At 47.1% G+C, this 21,190-nt stretch carries 17 protein-coding genes; all 17 read right to left on the reverse strand.

Annotated elements, in window-relative coordinates; genetic code table 11:
* Nucleotides 1-65: 65 nt before the first annotated feature.
* Nucleotides 66-1,229, reverse strand: a complete 1,164-nt coding sequence (locus QLG09_RS00120) for an EpsG family protein (protein WP_073396107.1) — start codon at nt 1,227-1,229, stop codon at nt 66-68.
* Between the two features lie 4 nt (nt 1,230-1,233).
* Nucleotides 1,234-3,150, reverse strand: a complete 1,917-nt coding sequence (locus tag QLG09_RS00125) for an acyltransferase family protein (protein WP_073396108.1) — start codon at nt 3,148-3,150, stop codon at nt 1,234-1,236.
* Between the two features lie 84 nt (nt 3,151-3,234).
* Nucleotides 3,235-4,350, reverse strand: coding sequence for a glycosyltransferase family 4 protein (locus QLG09_RS00130; RefSeq protein WP_073396110.1), 1,116 nt, complete (start codon nt 4,348-4,350; stop codon nt 3,235-3,237).
* A gap of 9 nt (nt 4,351-4,359) precedes the next feature.
* Nucleotides 4,360-5,241, reverse strand: coding sequence for a glycosyltransferase family 2 protein (locus QLG09_RS00135; protein WP_158521557.1), 882 nt, complete (start codon nt 5,239-5,241; stop codon nt 4,360-4,362).
* Nucleotides 5,238-6,479 (reverse strand): oligosaccharide flippase family protein, encoded by a 1,242-nt coding sequence (locus QLG09_RS00140; RefSeq protein WP_073396113.1) that lies wholly within the window; start codon nt 6,477-6,479, stop codon nt 5,238-5,240. The genes QLG09_RS00135 and QLG09_RS00140 overlap by 4 nt, the downstream gene beginning before the upstream one ends.
* A gap of 58 nt (nt 6,480-6,537) precedes the next feature.
* Complete coding sequence (gene rfbC / locus QLG09_RS00145) at nt 6,538-7,074, reverse strand: dTDP-4-dehydrorhamnose 3,5-epimerase (RefSeq protein WP_073396114.1); 537 nt, start codon at nt 7,072-7,074, stop codon at nt 6,538-6,540.
* A gap of 3 nt (nt 7,075-7,077) precedes the next feature.
* Entirely contained in the window at nt 7,078-7,956 is an 879-nt protein-coding gene (rfbA, locus tag QLG09_RS00150; protein ID WP_014170805.1) for a glucose-1-phosphate thymidylyltransferase RfbA, read from the reverse strand.
* Between the two features lie 51 nt (nt 7,957-8,007).
* Nucleotides 8,008-8,907, reverse strand: coding sequence for a dTDP-4-dehydrorhamnose reductase (rfbD, locus tag QLG09_RS00155; protein ID WP_282488660.1), 900 nt, complete (start codon nt 8,905-8,907; stop codon nt 8,008-8,010).
* A complete protein-coding gene (rfbB, locus tag QLG09_RS00160; RefSeq protein ID WP_073396117.1) occupies nt 8,907-9,992 on the reverse strand; it encodes a dTDP-glucose 4,6-dehydratase in 1,086 nt (361 codons plus the stop codon). Before rfbB ends, rfbD begins: the two co-directional genes overlap by 1 nt.
* 351 nt (nt 9,993-10,343) lie before the next feature.
* Nucleotides 10,344-11,240, reverse strand: a complete 897-nt coding sequence (gene galF / locus QLG09_RS00165) for a GalU regulator GalF (RefSeq protein ID WP_040017950.1) — start codon at nt 11,238-11,240, stop codon at nt 10,344-10,346.
* A gap of 177 nt (nt 11,241-11,417) precedes the next feature.
* Nucleotides 11,418-12,809: a colanic acid biosynthesis protein WcaM gene (gene wcaM, locus QLG09_RS00170; RefSeq protein WP_025203690.1), complete on the reverse strand. Its 1,392-nt coding sequence runs from the start codon at nt 12,807-12,809 to the stop codon at nt 11,418-11,420.
* Nucleotides 12,810-12,821: 12 nt separating this feature from the next.
* Nucleotides 12,822-14,042, reverse strand: coding sequence for a colanic acid biosynthesis glycosyltransferase WcaL (gene wcaL, locus QLG09_RS00175; protein WP_014170810.1), 1,221 nt, complete (start codon nt 14,040-14,042; stop codon nt 12,822-12,824).
* Entirely contained in the window at nt 14,039-15,319 is a 1,281-nt protein-coding gene (gene wcaK / locus QLG09_RS00180) for a colanic acid biosynthesis pyruvyl transferase WcaK (RefSeq protein ID WP_024908095.1), read from the reverse strand. The genes wcaL and wcaK overlap by 4 nt, the downstream gene beginning before the upstream one ends.
* 17 nt (nt 15,320-15,336) lie before the next feature.
* The gene (gene wzxC, locus QLG09_RS00185; RefSeq protein WP_282488661.1) at nt 15,337-16,815 is read right to left on the reverse strand and encodes a colanic acid undecaprenyl disphosphate flippase WzxC; all 1,479 of its coding nucleotides are present in this window, start codon (nt 16,813-16,815) and stop codon (nt 15,337-15,339) included.
* A gap of 1 nt (nt 16,816) precedes the next feature.
* On the reverse strand, nt 16,817-18,211 hold the full coding sequence (gene wcaJ / locus QLG09_RS00190; RefSeq protein ID WP_014170813.1) for an undecaprenyl-phosphate glucose phosphotransferase: 1,395 nt from the start codon (nt 18,209-18,211) through the stop codon (nt 16,817-16,819).
* Between the two features lie 62 nt (nt 18,212-18,273).
* The gene (gene cpsG, locus QLG09_RS00195; protein WP_032680630.1) at nt 18,274-19,644 is read right to left on the reverse strand and encodes a colanic acid biosynthesis phosphomannomutase CpsG; all 1,371 of its coding nucleotides are present in this window, start codon (nt 19,642-19,644) and stop codon (nt 18,274-18,276) included.
* 109 nt (nt 19,645-19,753) lie between these two features.
* Nucleotides 19,754-21,190, reverse strand: coding sequence for a mannose-1-phosphate guanyltransferase (gene cpsB, locus QLG09_RS00200; protein WP_282488662.1), 1,437 nt, complete (start codon nt 21,188-21,190; stop codon nt 19,754-19,756).

Consider the following 21,190-nt stretch of genomic DNA (forward strand, 5'->3'; position numbering starts at 1 on the left):
AAGGTACAATAAAAACTCGTGTTCAATCTGAATGTTACAAATTAAAGCAATTATTGTAAAAGTGATTAATATGCTGCACAAAAATCACTCGCGTCGATTTGAAGCATTGCGCAACGATTGCTTCGTAACTGATCTAATTCATTAGTATTGTAGAAAGCCGCATCTACAGAATACTCGTTCCAGGAAGGTCTGTTTGGATCAGAGAATGTTTTTGCTGTTACAATAATTATCATCATAGAGACTGCACTAACTATCACTACAACCGGTATAAATCCCATTTTATTCCTTTGGGTTGTAAGTGCGTGACTGAAGATATAAGCCAGAGGAATAAAAGCAAAATAGTTAAATCGCGAAAATGCTGGCATAAAGTAGAAACCAAGGTGGAAACAGGAACAAATGAATGCTAAGGACCACATTCTATCCAGATAGGCATCGACCATATTCCTCTTGGCCAAATAATAGCTAATAATTAAAACATCCACAAATGCGCCGAAACCAATTTCTGCCTTAAATGAATTGATATCTCGTGTGTAAAGGGTAGCTTTTCTATAAAGTTCTGGACCTACCACAGGAATATTTGCGACTAGGCCCAGATTTAAAAGCACAACGCCGCCCAAAAAAACAAATATACCTATAATAGCACCACCTGCAAATACGATCTGAGCCTTTCTCATTCTATAAAAAAATCTAAACAATAATACAAAGATTGCAGAGTAGTGAAATAGTACAGCAATAATAAGATACTTATAAAACCCCCGCCGATTATCTCGCATTAAACTATTACAGGCAAAAAAACTAATCGTAATTGCTGCAAACTGTCTTATCTGATCCAAAACTAGAGATAATCCGCCTAGCATAACGACACAAGTGATAAAGGCTGGTCCGTTAAGAACAATAACACTAGATAAAGTCAACCTATATAATAAGTAGAAACAAAAAAAATAAAAAATAAAAATAGCTATCTGAAAAATGTCTGTTACATTTGCCATGCCAAATAAGTAAGTGTTAAACAATAAATCATATCTAATATCAAATTGTTTTTGGAAATAGTCAAAAACGTAATAATAATTCAGCCAATCTACACCATTAAAATAATAAAGAGTAGCAAAAAGAGTAAACATCAACGTTAAAGCAAAAGAAAGAATTTTTGAATAGGCTTGATTAAGTAAGCAAATTACAGTGCAAAATGTAAAACAAATAACTATAACAATCCAAGGCATGGCAATCATTCCATCAATCCTTAGTTAAATGCATATATTTTACAAGTAGTGAGTAATCTTTACTCTGACTAAAATGCTTATATGCTTCAGTAGCGCCTACAAGTGAAATATGCATACCATCGAGGCTATAAGGAACTAAATAACCATCTTTTACAAACAATCCATTTGAATTGAACATATCATCTTGATTAATATAAAAGATATTTGGATCATCAATTAAATATTGCCGAACATAGTTATTTCCATGCTCCGGCAATTTCAAATCATTTATATTCAAATCTCCACCGTCAAGTATATATCTCTGAAATTTATTTAGTGGGTTTTTTCGATATAAAACTGGCGCAGAAATCATTATAATCTTGATATTATTTGTCAATGCAAAATCTATAACCGACTTCACGTCATTGATATAACCTTGTTGATAAATGGCATTCCAATCGGATGCTAATATAAGATATTTATATTTTTTGTTTTGAATTGCGTCTTTAAGAAACCTTCTATTTTCTAAGCATTGCTTAAATGCAGCATGGGCTTTACTACCTGTATAATCATCATTGAATGATGGGAAACACCAGTTTGTAGAAACTGACTGCAGATTTATATTATATTTTTGTGCAAAATTTTTCCACAATGGATCAAATTGACCAGCAAATGAATCGCCAAAGATGAGAGTCTCAGCTTTTTTATTAGCATCACCAAGATAACATTGAGTTCCAGCGCGACGATCAACTTTGAGCGACTGGGAATCATTAAATGAATAAAAACAATAGCCGTTTTCTCGTAGAGGCATAGTTATGTATTGCGAAAGGTTATTCATGAGTACGATCCGGTCCTCAGAATAACGACTAAGCACACCATTTTTTGCATAAGTGAACGATGCGCAAGCAACAACAATTATAGCCAAAATTAATGGCTTGACCTTAAATATCAATTTCCATTGGATAATTTTATTCCATTTAATTAACTCAACATAACGATAACTAATATACCCAAATATAATAGACAATGGAATACCGACAATCCAAGCATTAGTGATGTCGTAATAATAGCTAAAAGCTACTAATGGCCAATGCCAGAGATACACGGAGTAAGAGATTTTCCCCAAAAATTGGGATAATGGATTACCTGTTGCAATACTGTTACCCTGATCCCCCCAAATTATGAAAAATGCACCGAGTACAGGTAACAACGCGAAGTAACCAGGCCAAGCAGTATGACTGTTAATGACAAAGAATGAAATTATTACTAAAGCCAGACCTGTTTTCTCTATATAATTTTTATATTGGCTGTCTAACTTTAAAGGATAAAGAAACGCGATGCCCCCTAGTAACATTTCCCAAACTCGAGATGGTAATAAAAAATATGCAGCATCCGGCCAGTGTTGCGTCATATATACATTCAACAGAAAAAAAACGACTGTCAACCCCACAATGATTTTCTTTATAGTATTGAGATTGAACAGTTTGTGTAAGCCAATAAAAAGGAATGGATAAATAAGATAAAATTGCCATTCAACTGATAGAGACCAAGTGTGAAGCAAGAATTTCTCGTGAGAATTTAGATCAAAATAACCTGATTCTAACCAGTAAATGATATTAGATATAAAGAATAGACTACTCGTGACATGTTTTCCAAGTGTACGATAATCAACAGGTACTAATACAAACCATCCGACAATAAGTAATGCAAGACATACGAGAGTTAATGCCGGAATGATACGATTTACTCTGGCAACATAAAAACCAATTAAATTAAAGCATTTTGACTCAATAGCAGTGGAAATTATTCCTGTCATCAGATAACCGGATATAACAAAAAAAACATCAACACCAGCAAATCCACCAGGAACCCACTCAGGTTTAAAGTGATAAATCATAACTGCAAGGACTGCAAATGCCCTCAACCCATTAATATCTTTACGGAATTTCAATGCAAACCCCTAATAACTGGAATTGATATTGTTATAGCCCAAGGATAGTAAAAGTTTACCATTTGAAGATAAACGGCAAAGCAATTAATCAGATCTCGAGATATATTCAATAACATTAATATATTTACTGATTACCACTCTTTCATCGAAATCTCGTTGAACTTTATCGCGACTATTTCGACTCATTTTTTCTTTATCGGAACCAGAAGACTGTAAAAATTTTTCAAGGCATTCAACAAGACTGCTTACCGATCGAGGTTCGCATAAATAGCCGTTGATACCATCGTCAACTACTTCACGGCAACCAATATTATTTGTGGTGATAATAGGACGACCAATCGCTGCAGCTTCCAATAGAGATTTAGGTACACCTTCTCTATAGTAAGAAGGCAGAACAATACAATCCGCTTTTTTTAATTCATCTTCAACGTAGTCAGTAAATCCAAGATAATTAACAATACCCCTTTTCTGCCATTCATCTAATTCTTGCGACTTGATGGCTGATGCGCTGCTCTCATCCAATGGACCAAGAAGACAAAATTCAGTATGCGGATATTTTTCTCTCAATTCTTTGGCAGCATCAGCATAGAGACGTATCCCTTTCTCAGCAATTAAACGTGCTACGAGCAAGAACCGGATATTTTTTTTTGCTTCAAATGGTGTATATTCAAAACGAGATAAATCTACACCGGATCCAGGTAAACGGTCACATTGTTTTTCAGTAACAATATGGAGATCAAGAAACAATTTTTTATCTTCATCGTTTTGAAAAAATATAAAGTCAGCTTTTTTTTGACTAGTTTTATATAGAAATGCAACAAGTTTCGAGAATATATTCTTTTGAATAAAGATAACCCCTAACCCTGCAATATTATTAATAACTTTAATATTTAAAAGGGATGCAGCAAAAGTTGCATATATATTATTTTTGGGAGTAAAGTTGAGGGTGAGATTAACCCCTTCTTTTTTGAAAATTTTATAGAAATCATAAAATGTTAGCAAATCAACAAATGGATTTTTCCCCCATCTTTGCATTTTAATTTGAAAATACTTACAACCCAGCGATTCCAATTTATCTTTATAATCTGAATCAGGAGATACAGCAATTACCTCATGGCCAGCGCTAATAAGTGTACGAATAGTGTTGCGGCGGAAGTTATAAATATACCAACTTGTATTCGCCGTAATAGATATTTTCATTTGAGCAACTTATTTCAAGAAAGAATGTTTTTTCATGATGCCATCTTTTATTCCACGAAGCATAAACCCCATCCTAGTCTTGCGGGGGGATACATTCGAGAAAATAAAGAATTTCAGCGGCATCATAATTAATAATTTAATTTTGTAACTTATTTCGAAATGTGGCTCACGTAAAGAGAAGATCCAGTTGCGATATACATAATAGAGTCTGAAAGGCGATCCTATATTGATCGATTTCCCAATCGGAAGCTTCAAATCCTTGGCACCTAAGTTATGACGCATTGCGACGGTTGTTGTCATCAAAACATGATATCCAAGATATCTGGCTCTATAACACCACTCGATATCAATCGAGTCAATAAACCATTCGGCTTTATTAAAGCCAATTGCGGCGAACACATCAATATTATACAAGGTACCAGATGATATGATTGATTTAACACTAAATACTGTGTCAGTTATTGCAATACTATTCCGGAAGTATTTTTCATATCTTGTATTATCCCTTTCATTAATAACAGATGGACCAATACATGCAATTTTTATGTAACTTTGTTCTTTGATTCTCTGATATTCACTATATAACGCATCAATTAAACCATCCTCAACTGATGAGTCCTGATCAAAAGTGATGATGTAATCAGCTTTATTTTTCATAGCATATACAAATCCGATATTTTGCGCATATGCTATGCCTAAATTTTCATTAGGCTGAATGAGAATTACATCGTTTACTCCTTCAAGGAAACTTTTCAAATCGAGCTGGCAATTCGCATCATTACTATTATCAACAACAATAACTTTTTCAACTTGTTTGGCGATCGCAGCTATATTATTCCCAAAAGAGTCTAGATCGGGATTAAATGTTACTATCAATGCATAAATATTCAATTTTGACTCCCTGAGAAACATTTTTTCCTGAAACAAAACATAAATAGTGAGGCTAATGATTCGGTTATTAAGACAGAAAGAGCCGCACCAATGGCCCCATAAAAGTGAACAAGCAATGGCATATGTAATAAATGAAGAATGGAAACAACGAAATATATAGTTCTAAGAAGTTTGGTTTTCCCTTGCGTTAAATACAAATTTTGGGCATACGCAATTCCAAAAGATATTGATATAATACTAAAGGATAAAATATAATATATAGGCAGTCCCGCAATAAACTGTTTACCCAAGAAAATTGCATACACTACTTTGCTAAATAACATTAGCCCTATAACAATCACAACCGAAAAACTTACAAGAATAAATGTTGATTTCCTCCATAGATCATAAAATTCCTTCCCTTCTTTTTTTGAAATCCTTGGGAAAAATGCTTGTGCTATTGGAGATAAGATCCCTTGAGCAGCGGATTTTAACTTATCAGCGCTGGAATAATAACCTGTTTCAGTAGGACCTTTCACCGAGCCAAGATATATTAATGTTAAAGAACTATATATATTGGTAAACACATTGGATATAAAAATATCAAATCCGCTTCGAAATCTTAATAGTATGTTTCTAACTAATACTTTACTAACGGTTTGATATTTAAGATAATAATGCAGGTAAAAAGTCGATATTATATTTGGCAATGCCACATTTATAGAATAGGCAAGCATTGCAATATATATATCATCCTTATTTCTTACAAAGAGAACAACTATTAATATTGAAACAACGCGTGTGATAGAAGTAGATATAACTATAAAACCAGTCTTTTCTTTCCCAATAAAGAAATGTGTCTGATTACAAACTGAGCTTAATACAGTAAATAGTAGAATTATATAGCAGCCAGCGAATCCATAATCTATTAATATAAAATAAGTCGCAACCACAAGTACCGAACAGAAAATGAATATTAAAAGCCTGCAAACCAGAATTTCACAAAGAATAATGTTATCTTCTTTTTTTTCTAACGATCTTGATATATCTCTAGCGCCGGTTAATGTAAACCCATATTCAACAAGCATAACAAGATATTGTTGGGCTGCAAGGAATATAGATAAGATACCGAACTGTGTAACACCCAGACTTCTTGTTATAACCGGAAGTGTAATAAAGGGAAAGAGGTAAATACTTCCTCTTACTAAAAAAAGGTGTAAAATAGATTTTACAGGGACATCTCTAATAAATTTATGCATATAGTTATATGGGTATATACCAAGCCCTATCTATTTTACAAGTAGGGCTTAGTTCAACTCAGAGAGTGTTGAATTTTGGTTGATTTAGATCTTTCGCTGAAAGCTGCGGTTCATCTTCTAATGGCCAGGATATTTTTAGCTCGGGATCATTCCAAATGAGACCTCTGTCGCTTTCTGGATGATAGTAATTTGTAGTCTTATAAACGAATTCGGCTGTTTCACTTATAACCAGAAAGCCATGTGCAAAGCCTTCTGGTATCCACAACTGGCGTTTATTGTCTGCTGAAAGGCTTACTCCAACCCATTTACCAAATGTAGATGAACTCTTACGAATATCAACCGCGACATCAAATACTTCCCCTGCAACACAGCGCACCAGTTTGCCCTGTGCATAGGGTTCCAGTTGATAATGCAAACCACGCAGAACTCCTTTGCAGGATTTTGAATGATTATCCTGCACAAACTCAACTTTACGTCCTACCGCCTCTTCAAAAACTTTCTGACTGAAACTTTCAAAGAAAAAACCACGATCGTCACCAAATACTTTTGGTTCAAAAATTAATACATCTGGTATATCAGTTTTAATTACGTTCATGTCTTAGTAACCTTTAATCATCTTCAGCAGGTATTGGCCATATGCATTTTTCTTCAACGGCTCAGCCAGCTTCTTTACCTGCTCCGCATCAATAAACCCTTTGCGATACGCAATCTCTTCCGGACAGGAGACCTTCAGCCCCTGACGCTCTTCAATTGTTGCGATGAAGTTACTTGCTTCAATCAGGCTCTGGTGCGTACCGGTATCCAGCCAGGCATAACCACGTCCCATCATGGCAACTGACAGACGTCCCTGCTCAAGATAAATACGGTTGATATCCGTAATTTCAAGCTCACCGCGCGCAGAAGGTTTCAGGTTTTTAGCCATTTCTACAACGTCGTTATCGTAGAAGTAAAGGCCCGTAACGGCATAGTTACTCTTAGGCTCCAGCGGCTTTTCTTCCAGGCTGATTGCCGTACCGTTTTTATCAAACTCCACAACGCCATAGCGTTCAGGGTCGTTAACGTGATAGGCAAATACAGTTGCACCATCATCTTTATTCAACGCAGCTTCAAGCTGCTTCGGCAGATCATGGCCATAGAAAATGTTATCGCCCAGCACCAGCGCGCAGCTATCGTCACCAATGAACTCTTCGCCAATAATAAAGGCCTGTGCAAGTCCATCAGGGCTTGGCTGAACTTTATACTGAAGGTTTAATCCCCACTGGCTGCCGTCGCCCAGAAGTTGTTCAAAGCGCGGAGTATCCTGCGGAGTACTGATGATGAGAATATCTTTGATCCCCGCCAGCATCAGTGTTGACAGCGGATAGTAAATCATTGGTTTGTCATAAATTGGCAGCAATTGCTTGCTCACTGCCATAGTAACTGGGTAGAGACGAGTGCCGGATCCACCAGCAAGAATAATACCTTTACGCGTAGCCATTGTAATTTCTCTATAAATGCAAATTGCCCGAAGCCGGGCAATTATTTAATGTTAGATTGATTCAGCGGAAAAAAGCTCGGCGAGCATTCGCTTAACGCCAACATCCCATGCCGGTAAAACCAGGCCAAAGTTGCGCTGGAATTTCTCTGTATTTAAACGCGAATTCTGAGGACGACGCGCAGGCGTAGGATACGCGGTGGTAGGAACGGCATTGAGCTTTTCAATTTCCAGTTCAATCCCCGCCTTTCTGGCTTCATCGAAGACTAACGCGGCATAGTCATACCAGGTGGTCGTGTCTGATGCAACGAGATGATAGAGGCCAGCCACTTCAGGTTTTACCATGGCCACACGGATAGCATGCGCGGTACAGTCAGCCAGTAACTCAGCGCCTGTTGGCGCACCAACCTGATCATTGATTACGGAGAGTTCTTTACGCGCTTTCGCCAGGCGAAGCATTGTTTTTGCAAAGTTATTGCCTTTGCCGGCGTAAACCCAACTTGTGCGGAAAATCAGGTATTTAGCGCAATGTGCCTGGAGCGCTTTTTCACCGTCGAGCTTGGTCTGTCCATACACATTAAGAGGTGCGGTCGCATCCGTTTCGCGCCATGGCGTTTTGCCATCGCCTGGAAAGACGTAATCAGTAGAATAGTGAACAACCCAGGCACCGATTTTAGCCGCTTCTTTCGCAATTGCCTCGACGCTGGTTGCGTTGAGCAACTGAGCGAATTCCTGCTCTGATTCAGCTTTATCGACTGCGGTATGCGCCGCTGCGTTGACGATGACGTCAGGTCTGATGGTGCGGACGGTTTCAGCGATGCCTTCCGGATTGCTAAAATCCCCGCAGTATTCTTTGGAATGCACGTCAAGTGCAATCACGTTCCCTAACGGTGCGAGTGCGCGCTGTAGCTCCCAGCCCACTTGTCCTGTCTTGCCGAACAGAAGAATGTTCATTATTGACGTTCTCCGTAATTCTGTTCGATCCAGGTCTTGTAAGCACCGCTTTTAACGTTGTTAACCCAGTCCTTGTTGCTCAGATACCATTCCACGGTCTTACGGATACCGCTTTCGAAGGTCTCTTCAGGCTTCCATCCCAGCTCAACGCCAATTTTATGCGCATCAATCGCGTAGCGGCGGTCATGCCCGGGGCGGTCAGCGACGTAAGTAATCTGATCGCGATAGGAACCTTCTTTCGGCACGATTTCATCCAGCAGATCGCAAATGGTGTGGACCACGTCCAGATTTTGCTTTTCGTTATGCCCGCCGATGTTGTATGTCTCACCCGTTTTACCCTGGGTTACGACGGTGTACAGCGCACGCGCATGATCTTCAACATACAGCCAGTCACGGATCTGGTCGCCTTTACCGTAAATAGGCAGCGCTTTACCGTCCAGAGCATTCAAAATCACCAGCGGGATCAGCTTCTCAGGAAAGTGATACGGGCCATAATTATTTGAGCAGTTGGTCACGATTGTTGGGAAACCGTAAGTGCGCAGCCATGCGCGAACCAGATGGTCGCTGGAAGCTTTTGAGGCAGAATAAGGGCTACTTGGCGCATAGGCGGTGGTTTCAGTGAACATCGGCAAATCGATTGAGGCTGGATGCTCGTCAGGGTGCGGTAAATCACCGTACACTTCGTCCGTAGATATATGATGGAAACGGAACGCTTTCTTCGCGGTATCATCCAGTGTTGACCAATACGCGCGAGCCGCCTCGAGCAAGACATAAGTGCCAACGATATTGGTTTCAATAAATGCAGCCGGACCTGTGATGGAGCGATCAACGTGGCTTTCTGCCGCCAAGTGCATTACGGCATCCGGTTTATGCTCAGCGAAGATACGGTCCATAGCAGCTTTGTCACAAATGTCCGCACGCTCAAAGACATATCGACCGCTATCGCAAACGTCAGTAAGCGACTCAAGGTTACCAGCATAGGTGAGCTTATCCACATTGACGACGTCATCCTGGGTATTTTTGATAATATGTCGTACCACCGCTGAGCCGATAAAACCTGCTCCACCCGTCACAAGAATTTTCACGTTATCTGTTCCGTCTATTGAATATGTCGAGATATTGATGCCCTGAAACCAGCCATATAACTGTGGATTCAGAAATTTTGCACGCTACCGCCCCTGGCTTAACAGCTACCAGTGCACTGAGCGAATGTTGAATAAAGGATTTGGGAGTCTGATAACAGACAAAAAACTGGCGTTAATTGTCATCCTAAATGGTCTTAGAAACAAGCACAAATCGTTACAAATCAGTCCACATTTGAATCAGATAACCCCATGTTATCATTATAATTAATAACAAAAAACGGCAGTCACCATTTTGGTTATGTTTTACATAGCCAAATGATAACTGCCGCTTATTCAAAAGACAGAGAGGGATCAGTCGTTAGCCAGCAACTTCTCAATCCGGCTTCTGAACTTCTGACCTTCCTTCAGGTTACGCAGGCCATACTTCACAAATGCCTGCATATAGCCCAGTTTCTTACCGCAGTCGTAGCTGTCACCGGTCATCAGCATCGCATCAACAGACTGCTTCTTAGCCAGTTCAGCAATCGCATCGGTCAACTGGATACGGTCCCAGGCACCCGGCTCGGTTTTTTCCAGCTCGGCCCAGATATCCGCGTTGAGAACATAACGGCCAACGGCCATCAGGTCAGAATCCAGCGTCTGCGGCTGATCCGGTTTCTCGATAAACTCAACGATACGGCTCACCTGCCCTTCCGTCTCCAGCGGTTCTTTAGTCTGGATAACAGAGTACTCGGAGAGATCGCCTTTCATGCGCTTAGCAAGCACCTGGCTGCGGCCCGTTTCGTTGAAGCGCGCCACCATTGCCGCCAGGTTGTAACGCAGCGGATCGGCAGATGCGCTGTCGATAATGATATCCGGCAGAACAACGATGAACGGGTTGTCACCCACGACCGGGCGTGCGCAAAGAATGGAGTGGCCCAGACCCAGCGGCTGTGCCTGACGCACGTTCATGATGGTTACGCCAGGAGGGCAGATAGACTGCACTTCAGCCAGCAGCTGGCGTTTTACGCGCTGCTCAAGCAACGCTTCGAGTTCGTAAGAGGTGTCGAAGTGGTTTTCTACCGCATTCTTGGAGGAGTGCGTAACCAGGACGATTTCTTTGATCCCTGCAGCAACAATTTCATCGACAATGTATTGAATCATCGGTTTGTCGACAATCGGCAGCATCTCTTTAGGAATGGCTTTTGTGGCTGGCAACATATGCATGCCCAGGCCTGCTACCGGAATGACTGCTTTCAAATTAATCATTATTTCTTCCACCTTAAAATGGTTGACGAATTATAGCTCTTTAACCTGTTTTCGCCAGCATGATTTGCCGTGATTCTTATATGATGTTAGGGGACCACATCACAAAAAACAGTAGTTGTAATCTGAATAGATCGCGTTTCTGTGCCAGGAATAGTCGCAAAAAAAAGCAATTGTCGATTATCTGTGCGGGAGCGCAAAATTCAGCCGCTCCGTATTCACCACCTGCTGGTCCACGCGGTCAATATCCACGGAGCTCTGCCCTTTCTCATTCACAGCCTTGATGTTCGCCAGCGACAGTAAGGTCTCATCTTTAGCCATAAACTTGCCTCGGACATCCTTACGCAGGTCGAAATTCATCTTCAGCGCCGGGCCGACGGCGGCTTCCTGCATTACGTTGATATTACGCAGGAAGAGGTGCTGCGGTTTGTTGTGCAACTCAAGCGTAGCCCGCTGCATCTCAACGTTGGTGATGGCCACAAAGGAGGTGGCGTTGCCGGAGGAAATTTGTATTCCGCGCAGTTTGTACGCAAGCTGGCGATTATCCAGGCGAATGTCGTTCAGCTTAAAGTTCTGAGGTATCGAGAGATAGTCGCCCTTTATTACACCGTAGCCGATCAGCATGCCGGCACTATTGACCATATCGACATTATCAATAATGAAATTATCACAGCCATAAATGGCCACCGTGGCGTTGTCTATTCCCGCCTTCTTGCTGAAGTCAGGAGTGATATTCTTGGCCTTAATATTGCGAATAATAAAGTGCTTACCGTTTTCGACGTGGACTAACTGACGACAGTTGCTGCCGGTGATATTTGCCACCACGAAGTTCTTCACGGTTTGCTTTTCCGGATAATCGTTGTCGTAGGTGCTGCCGGCGAGACCAATGCCGATGCCCCAGTTGATCTTGCCGTTCGTACAGTTAATGTTGTCAATCACATGATCGGAGATCAGGATGTTACGGTCATTAATGGCGACGTTCCACTCAATCGCGTCGCCCTGGAGATGGCTGAATTTACTGTTGGTGATGCGCGCGCCATCTATCTGATTATGGAATCCCTGACGCAGGATGGCATAGTTCGCCTGGCTTACGCTGATGTTATCAATCAGCAGGTTGCGCATGACGCGCGGCTTTTTGCCGCCAATGTAGATCTGCGTCACCGGTCCAAAGCCGCTCATTGCCAGCCCTTTAATCACACAGTCTGAACCGCGAATGTCCAGCGTAATGTTCTCCGTGCGACCGTCACCTTCACCAATTACTTTACTGCCTTCCTGCAGCACGAAGCGTCCGCGACCATTGCCCGTTAACGCACCGCGGATCAACAGCGTTTTACCGTCAGGAATGAAAATGCCCGTATTGATGTTTTTACAGGTGAGCCCGGCAGGGACAACAACGGTGTCGCCTTCGTTAAATGCCTGCTTAAAGGCGGCGATCCAGTCGTTGTTGTTGTACTGGTTAACAGAGACCGTCTTTCCGGTTGCCGCCCGCGCAATGCGGGACGACAGCAGCGGCGTAGCCGCCAGGACGGATAAAGAAGAGACAAAGGTGCGTCGGGTAATCTTTTTCAGCATACAACCTCGGCGTTACAACGTTTGCAGCAGGCTCGCTAACTGGCGATTAATCACCTGCTGGTTAAAATCTGCTTCAACTTTTTGTCGGGCGTTGTGGATAACGGGCTCCAGCGCCTGCTGGTCGATGCCGCTAAATTCGGCTAAACGATCCGCAAGGGCCATCGCATTATTCTCCGGTACCAGCCAGCCGGAGTAATCAGACTTGATTAACTCCGGGATCCCGCTGTGCAGGGTCGACACCACCGGAATACCAACGGCCATCGCCTCCATTAACGCAACCGGGATCCCCTCCATGTCGCCATCGGCGCCGGTGACGGAAGGCAGCAGGAATACGTCCGCCTCATCCAGCATGGCCTTCACCTCGTGGCTTGGCTTAAAGCCTGGCATCTCCACGTAATCTTCCAGCTGATACTGTTCGATAAGCGTGCGAAGACGACGCTCCCACGGGCCAATACCGAGAATGCGATAGCGGAAATCCACGCCGCGCGCTCGCAGCTGGCGGCAGGCTTCGATGGCCACGTGCAGACCTTTTTTCTCCGTCAGACGCGCCACAGAGATAATCTGCAGCGGTTTTCCCGGCACCTTGACCGGGCGGCGGGTAAAGCGCTCTAAATCCACGCCCATACGCGAAACGGTGATTTTTTCCTGCGGACAGCCCATGTTTTTCAGACGCCCGGCCCACAGGTCACTGATGGGCAGCATCATGTCGCCACGGCGGAAAAGCTGCTGATACTCCGGCGTGTAGTGGTTCAATACTTCGCGGCTGGAGATGTCGATACCGTGGAAGATGGTCGCAATCTTACCGTCAATCACCCCCAGCTCACGCAGTTTGGCGGCGGTCACGCCCGCCGGGCCAAAGTGAGCAATAAACACATCGGCGCGGTACGGCTGCGCCGTTTGACCACAAATGGCGGACAGGATCAGGTTGCGAGATTCCGCGCCATAGCGGGAAACATTCAGCGCGCGCCAGGTCGACGCACGATGGATCCCGCGTAAGGTCTGGCTGGCCCGGTGGCGCAGCTTATTTACTCTTCCTGAGGGCTCGTCCTGCAGCCAGCGGGTTTTCGCCTCCAGTCCATACTGCGTATACGCCGCATGGGTATTTTGTGTATCGCCCTTTTGCAGGGCGATGATCTCCACGTCGTATCCCATATCGATAAACGCGGTGATTTGGTTCAGCACAAAGGTTTCAGACGACAGCGGAAATTTCAGTAAGAAGAAACCAACCTTCATTTCCCCTCCCGGACGCGGTCGAGCACCGATTTCACCATCCCAATACCCTTCTCGCGCTCGGCTTTCACCGCGACGGCCAGGCGTTCATTGATGGCAGGCAATTGCCCCAGGGTATCGCCCACCATCGCGCCAAGCGAACCATCCAGTAGATGACGAATATCAACGGCCATTTCAGGCATGCCAAGCTGCTGCATAATACCGGCTGACTTGTGCTCGTAGTTAATCGCAATGGCCGGCGTGCCAAAGTTCATCGAAATGATCGCCGAGTGCAGACGCGTGCCTACGGTGAGGTCACAGGCTGAGAGCAATTTGCCCATCTCGAGGTCGTTCAGTTCATCCATTACTACGTGATAACGGGACGGATCGTTTACCAGGTTGCGCAGGTTCAACGCCACCATGCGGTCATCTTTGTTATAGCTGTCGATGCCGGTACAGGTTGAAAGCGCCAGCACCTGGTATCCGCTGTCCAGCACGCGGTTAACCACGTCAGCAAACGCTTTCTCATACGCCGCCTGGGTGGTGCCTAAACGTTTATCAAACGGTGCGAGTTCGCGCAGGGTGATGGCGACCGTTTTCTGTTTCGCCGCCACGTCCAGCCAGTGCTGCACTGCGTAGCTCGCCTGGAAACTGTCGTCCTGATGATCCACCAGCCAGGCGGTGTCCACCCCGTGTTCCACTTTCGAAGTGTCAATCTCGCTGCGTTTCATCATATCGAGGCTTACCGACTCACGCAGGATCAGGGCATCGCAGTGGCCGAAGACATAGTTTGCCAGCTGGTTAAACTGCGGATCCTGGAACGGCCCGACGCTGTGACCAATCATAAACAGCGGTTTTTTCGCCATGAATGTGCAGAGTGCGTGCTCAAACTGCGGCACACCGTAAAGATCGACGAAGAACGATCCGCCGACCTGAATAATGGCGTCGTAGCCCGACAGCAGTCGAACGAAATCCGTGAAGCCCTGAGCAATGGCGATGTTACGCAGCTTGCCGGTATCAGTTACACGGGACAGCAACACCTGGTGCTGATAGCGACGGCGCAGAACTTTCTTCACGCGTCCCATCACGCCGGCGGCGTTGTTGTGCTGCTTCATCTGGCTGTAGAGCGGGTCGCCCATTACCGGGCGGTTCAATAACCAGGAAGAGCTGACCGGATAACGGCTCATCACGTCCACTTCAGTCTCAGGCTTAAGGGTGTTAATCGCATCCAATAAACCGCGCAGAATGGCGCTGTCGCCACGGTTGCCGCAGGTATGGTTGCCAAGAATAAGTAATTTCATAATGGCCTCTTAAATAACTAGCCTGCGCGAAGCAGCGTTTTCATTTTTTCGTTACGGCAAAACTGGCGCTTCATCTCCACCACCAGCGCATTACGTGACAGCACAATCATCACGCCAAACGCCAGTGCACCTGCTGCGACCTGTATTGCCAGCATGGCCGCGAGCGGCAGATGGCCAGTGAGCACGATGCCCAGTCCATAGCTCACTGCAAGGGTAGGCAGTGACAGATAAAACGGCAGCCACAGGCTAAGAATGTACTGCCGGTAGCTGGAGCCCAGCACCGGCTTGATCATCACGAAGTAGCTCAGAATGGTGTTGATGATCTGCACCAGCAGAAAACCAAGCGTGACCCCAATGGCGCCGGCCATATGTCCACCGACGATAATCGCCGGAATAAACAGGAACGTTTTAAACACGTTGAATTTGAAGCTAATATCAACCCGCGCTTTAGCCATCAGCAGTGAGCCAATCGGGTTGCCAACGGATCGCAGCAGCCCCACCACGCACAGCAGCTGCAGGATCGGGATAATGCTGTTCCACTTCTCGCCAAACACCAGCGGCACGAAGTTGCTCGAGACCACCATCAGCCCCAGCAAAACCGGGAAATTGATAATGCCCACCACAGAGAGCAGCTTGTAAAAATTGACGCGCAGCTTCTCGGTGTCATCCTGAATTTTGGCGAACGCCGGGAACAGTACGCGGGTGATAATCGGGTTGAGCTTCATTGGTGGTACTACCGCAACGTTGTACGCCAGGTTGTACCCGCCCGCGACGCTCGCGCCGAGGATGCGTGCCAGCACCAGCGTGGAGAGGTTGGTGTTGACATAGTTGATGATGCTGTCGGCGGTGAGCCACGCGCCAAAACGCAGGTTGGATGACACCGAAGCGAGAGAGAAATGCAGCCCAGGACGGTAAATCTTGCGGCCAAAGTAGCCGAACAGCAGCGTACGCACGGCAGAGTTAACCAGATACCCGAGGATAGCGGTCATGGCCAGCGGCCAGAAATGGGCGCTGACCACGGTAAAGGTAAACCCTGCGAAAACAGCGCTGGTCTCGATCATCCCAATCTTGTTGAATTCCAGCTCTTTCTGCATCAGCGCGCGGAACTGTTGCCCGTGCGGGATCACCACAAAAGCAAACGAGAGCGTACGCATCAGCGGTGCCAGATCGGGGTTGTGCAGCACGCTGGCGATGGTATCGCTCAACAGGAACACCAGCACGAAAACGAACACCCCCAGCCCAACGTTCAGCCAGTAGAGCGTGGTCAGTTCCAGATGGCTGATCTCTTTGCGCTGGATAATCGAGTTAGCAATGCCGAAGTCAGACAACGTATCGGCCAGCGCGATAATCACCAGCGAGACAGTCAGCAGACCGAACTGGTGGTTATCGATAATGCGCGCCAGCACCGTCATCTGCACCAGGCCGAGGCCAATGATGACAATGGTCGCCATCGCTGACCATTTGGCGCCGCTGATGGTTTTTTCACGTAAGCTCATCTTAGTACGCCGCTTTGTTCACGAAACCTTTGAAGATGGTCAGAAAGACGATCTTGATATCGAACCAGAGGCTCCATTCACGAATGTACTCCAGGTCGAATTCGATGCGTTTTTCCATTTTTTCCAGCGTGTCGGTCTCGCCGCGCCAGCCGTTGATCTGCGCCCAGCCGGTAATGCCTGGCTTCACTTTATGGCGCAACATGTAGCCTTCAATCAGCGAGCGGTACTGTTCGTTGTGAGCCACGGCATGGGGACGGGGTCCGACAATCGACATGCCACCGGTAAAGACGTTGATAAACTGTGGCAGCTCATCCAGCGAGGTACGGCGCAGGAAGTTCCCCACCCGCGTCACACGTGGATCGTTCTGCGTCGCCTGGGTCACGACCTTGTCGTTCTCCATCACCTTCATTGAGCGGAATTTCCACACCATGATAGGCTTACCGTCCATGCCGTAGCGGGTCTGACGGAAGATAACCGGGCCCGGGGAGCTCAGCTTCACCGCCAGGGCAATGCAGCACAGCACCGGCGAGATCAGCAGTAAGATCAGTGAAGAGAGCACGATATCTTCCAGGCGCTTGAGCACACGATTGATACCCGACAGCGGGGTGTCATACAGCGGCACGACCGGCACGCCGTTCACTTCTTCAATACGGGAGTGGAGGATGTTAAAGGTAAAGACGTCCGGGATCAGGATCACCGAACAGGTGGTATCGGCCAGTTCACGCATCAGTTTCTTAATGCGGGATTCATCTTTCATCTGCATCGCGATGTAGACGTTATGAATTTTGCCGGCTTTCGCGTCCTCAATAAGCTGTTCGTAATTACCCGCCCAGTCTGAAGGCACGCCGCCAGGCTTCGCGTCGTGATAAATCCCGACCACTTCAAAACCTAACCATGGCTCTTTGCGGAAGCTATCGAGAAGCACCTTCCCTACCGGCAAATCCCCCGCCACGGCGACAAAGCGACGGTTATAACCGCGGTTACGCAGCCAGCCGGCGCCAAAACGGATCAGGGTGCGGCATACCACCATGCCGACGCTGGTAATCAGGTACCAGCACAGATACGTCACCAGGCGATTATCAAAATCATGGCTGAATGCCACCAGACCTGCACTGAAGATCAGGCTTAATGTCCAGTTCTGCAGCAACAGCATCAGTTCGGTGGTCATTTTCACACCACGCCACGAACGGTAGAAGTCGGTCATCCCCCCGATCATCTGGAACACAACCAGCGCAATCAGCGCCATGAGCAGATGCATGTAGAAGAAGGATTGCCCGCTTACCCAACTCACCACCCATAATCCGCCGACCATGATGGTGATATCAGAAAAACGCTGCACCATGGAGATTAACGATGCATTCGTTCTCGCTCGTTCGCGTTTTTTTAGATTCGTCATCGTTGTTCCTTTAGTTCAACACCTGCCCCCTCACCCCACATCAGGGTGAGGGGGAAAGCTATTTACTGATTCAACAGCGCCAGAATGTCCTTCGTTCGCGCTTCCATCAGCGCGGTATCCGCGCGGGATTCCACGTTCAGGCGCACCACCGGCTCGGTATTTGAAGAGCGCAGGTTAAAACGCCACTGCGGGAACGCCATGCTGATGCCGTCGGTACGGTCAATTTCCAGCGCATGGAGGGCAAAATGCTGCTCCACGCGGGCAATGGCCTCGGCCGGCTGCGCCAGTTTGCTGTTGATTTCGCCACTTGCCGGGAAGGCCGCCATGCGGTCGCGTACCAGCTCGCCAAGGGTCTGCCCTTTCAGACACAGCAGCTCGGTCACCAGCAGCCACGGGATCATCCCGCTGTCGCAGTAGGCAAAATCACGGAAATAGTGGTGGGCGCTCATCTCGCCGCCATAAATGGCGTCTTCTTCGCGCATACGCTCTTTGATGAAGGCATGACCGGTTTTGGACATTACCGGCTGGCCGCCCGCGGCGTTCACCACATCCACGGTGTTCCAGGACAGACGCGGATCGTGAATGATCTTCGCGCCCGGGTTTTTCTCAAGGAACGCTTCCGCCAGCAGGCCGACAATGTAGTAGCCTTCGATGAACTGGCCTTTTTCGTCGAACAGGAAACAGCGGTCGAAATCGCCGTCAAAGGCGATACCCATATCGGCACCGTGTTCGATGACCGCGTTACGGGTGTCGTCGCGGCACTCCGGCAGCAGCGGGTTCGGGATACCGTTCGGGAAGTTGCCGTCCGGGGTGTTATGGACCTTAACGAAGGTTACCGGCACGTTCAGGGCCTTAAAGCGGGCTTCGAGCGCATCCACCACCGGGCCGGCCGCGCCGTTACCGGAGTTGATCACCAGCTTCAGCGGTTTCAGGTTTGCAACGTTGATGTAGCCCAGCAGGTGGTCGATGTACGCTTTACGCAGGTCGATCTGCTTATAGCTGCCGCGTTTCGCTTCATTCACCGGCGGGAAATCGTTAGCTTCGGCGAGACGCTGCACGTCACGCAGACCGGTATCGCCGCTGATAGGACGCGCGCCCTTGCGCACCAGCTTCATACCGTTGTAGTCCATCGGGTTATGGCTGGCCGTCACTTCGATACCGCCGTCCACGCCGAGGTGGAAGGTGGCAAAGTAAATCTCTTCGGTGCCGGACAAGCCGATATCCAGCACGTCCACTCCCGCATCCTGCAGCCCTTTTGCCAGCGCCAGCTTCAGGGACTCACTGGTCAGGCGCACATCGCCGCCCAGGACAATCGTTTGTGGCTTAAGATATTCGCCGTATGCGCGGCCAATGCGCCACGCGATATCTTCATTCAGCTCTTCGCCCAGCTTGCCGCGAATATCGTAGGCTTTAAAACAGGTTAATTTTTCCATGATGACCCCTTTTTCAGGCAACAGTTGGCCCGCCCGATTAACAGGCAAATTTGTTTTTATTCATTCGCAGGCCGGATGCGCGAAACGCTATCCGGCTTTAGAGACGGCGCTATACCCGCCCGTAACGGTCCTGGAAACGGACAATATCGTCTTCTTCCAGGTACGAACCGGAGCGCACTTCAATTAAGTCGAGAGGAATTTTCCCCGGGTTTTCCAGACAGTGCGTGGCTCCCAGCGGAATATAGACTGACTCGTTTTCGCCCAGCAGTTTCACTTCGCCATCAATCGTGACTTTGGCGGTACCCGCCACCACGACCCAGTGCTCGGCACGGTGGTGGTGCATCTGTACCGACAGCCCCTCCCCCGGTTTCACGGTGATGCGTTTCACCTGGTAACGTTCACCGGCATCGATGGAGTCATATTTGCCCCACGGACGATACACTTCGCGGTGGATATGGTGTTCATGGCGACCATCGGCCTTGATCTTCTCCACCACTTTTTTAACGTCCTGCACGGCATTACGGTCAGCAATCAGCACGGCGTCTTTCGTCTGTACGACCACCAGATCCTTCACGCCAACTGTGGTCACCAGACCGGACTCGGCGTAGACATAGCTGTTTTCCGTTTTGTGGCTGATAACATCACCGTGATGGACGTTACCCTCCGGGGTATGGGCGCTGATCTCCCACAGGGAGGACCAGGAGCCAACATCACTCCAGCCCGCATCCATCGGTACCACAACGGCATCGGCCGTGCGTTCCATTACCGCATAGTCAATTGACTCTTCCGGGCAGGCGAGGAAAGACGCTTCGTCAACGCGGATAAAATCGAGATCCGGATCCACTACCGCCATCGCTTTCTCGCAGGCGTCCAGAATATCCGGGCGATATTTGCGCAGCTCTTCCAGGTAGCGGCCAGCGCGGAACAGGAACATCCCGCTGTTCCAGTAATATTCACCGCTGGCCACATACGCCTGCGCGGTTTCCAGATTCGGTTTTTCGACAAACTGCGCCACGTCAAACGCTACGCTGTCGCCTTCGCCCGGGGTCACATTGCCACGACGAATATACCCGTAGCCGGTTTCCGGCAGGTCCGGCACGATGCCGAAAGTCACCAGTTTGCCGTTTTCGGCGTAAGGAATAGCCGCGCGTACCGCCTCGCGGAACGACTCTTCCTGTTGAATAACATGGTCTGCCGCCAGAACCAGCATCAGCGGATCGCAATCCGGGCTGCTGCGTTTGGCCGCCAGCGCTGCCAGCGCAATCGCGGGGGCGGTGTTACGTCCGGCAGGCTCCAGAATGATATTTTCTGTGAGTTTGTTCAGCTGGCGCAGCTGCTCGGCGACAATAAAGCGGTGTTGTTCGTTACAAATCACCACCGGGCTTTCACACTCCACACCCTGCAGGCGGTTAACCGTCGTCTGCAGCATGGTGAGCTCCCCTTTCAGGCAGAGGAACTGTTTTGGATAGAGCACGCGGGACAGCGGCCACAACCGGCTACCAGAGCCACCTGCCATCACAACCGGATACAAAGTGGTTTGACTCAT

The organism is Enterobacter sp. V89_11 (assembly GCF_029967775.1).
In the GTDB taxonomy this organism is placed as follows: Bacteria; Pseudomonadota; Gammaproteobacteria; order Enterobacterales; family Enterobacteriaceae; genus Enterobacter; species Enterobacter ludwigii.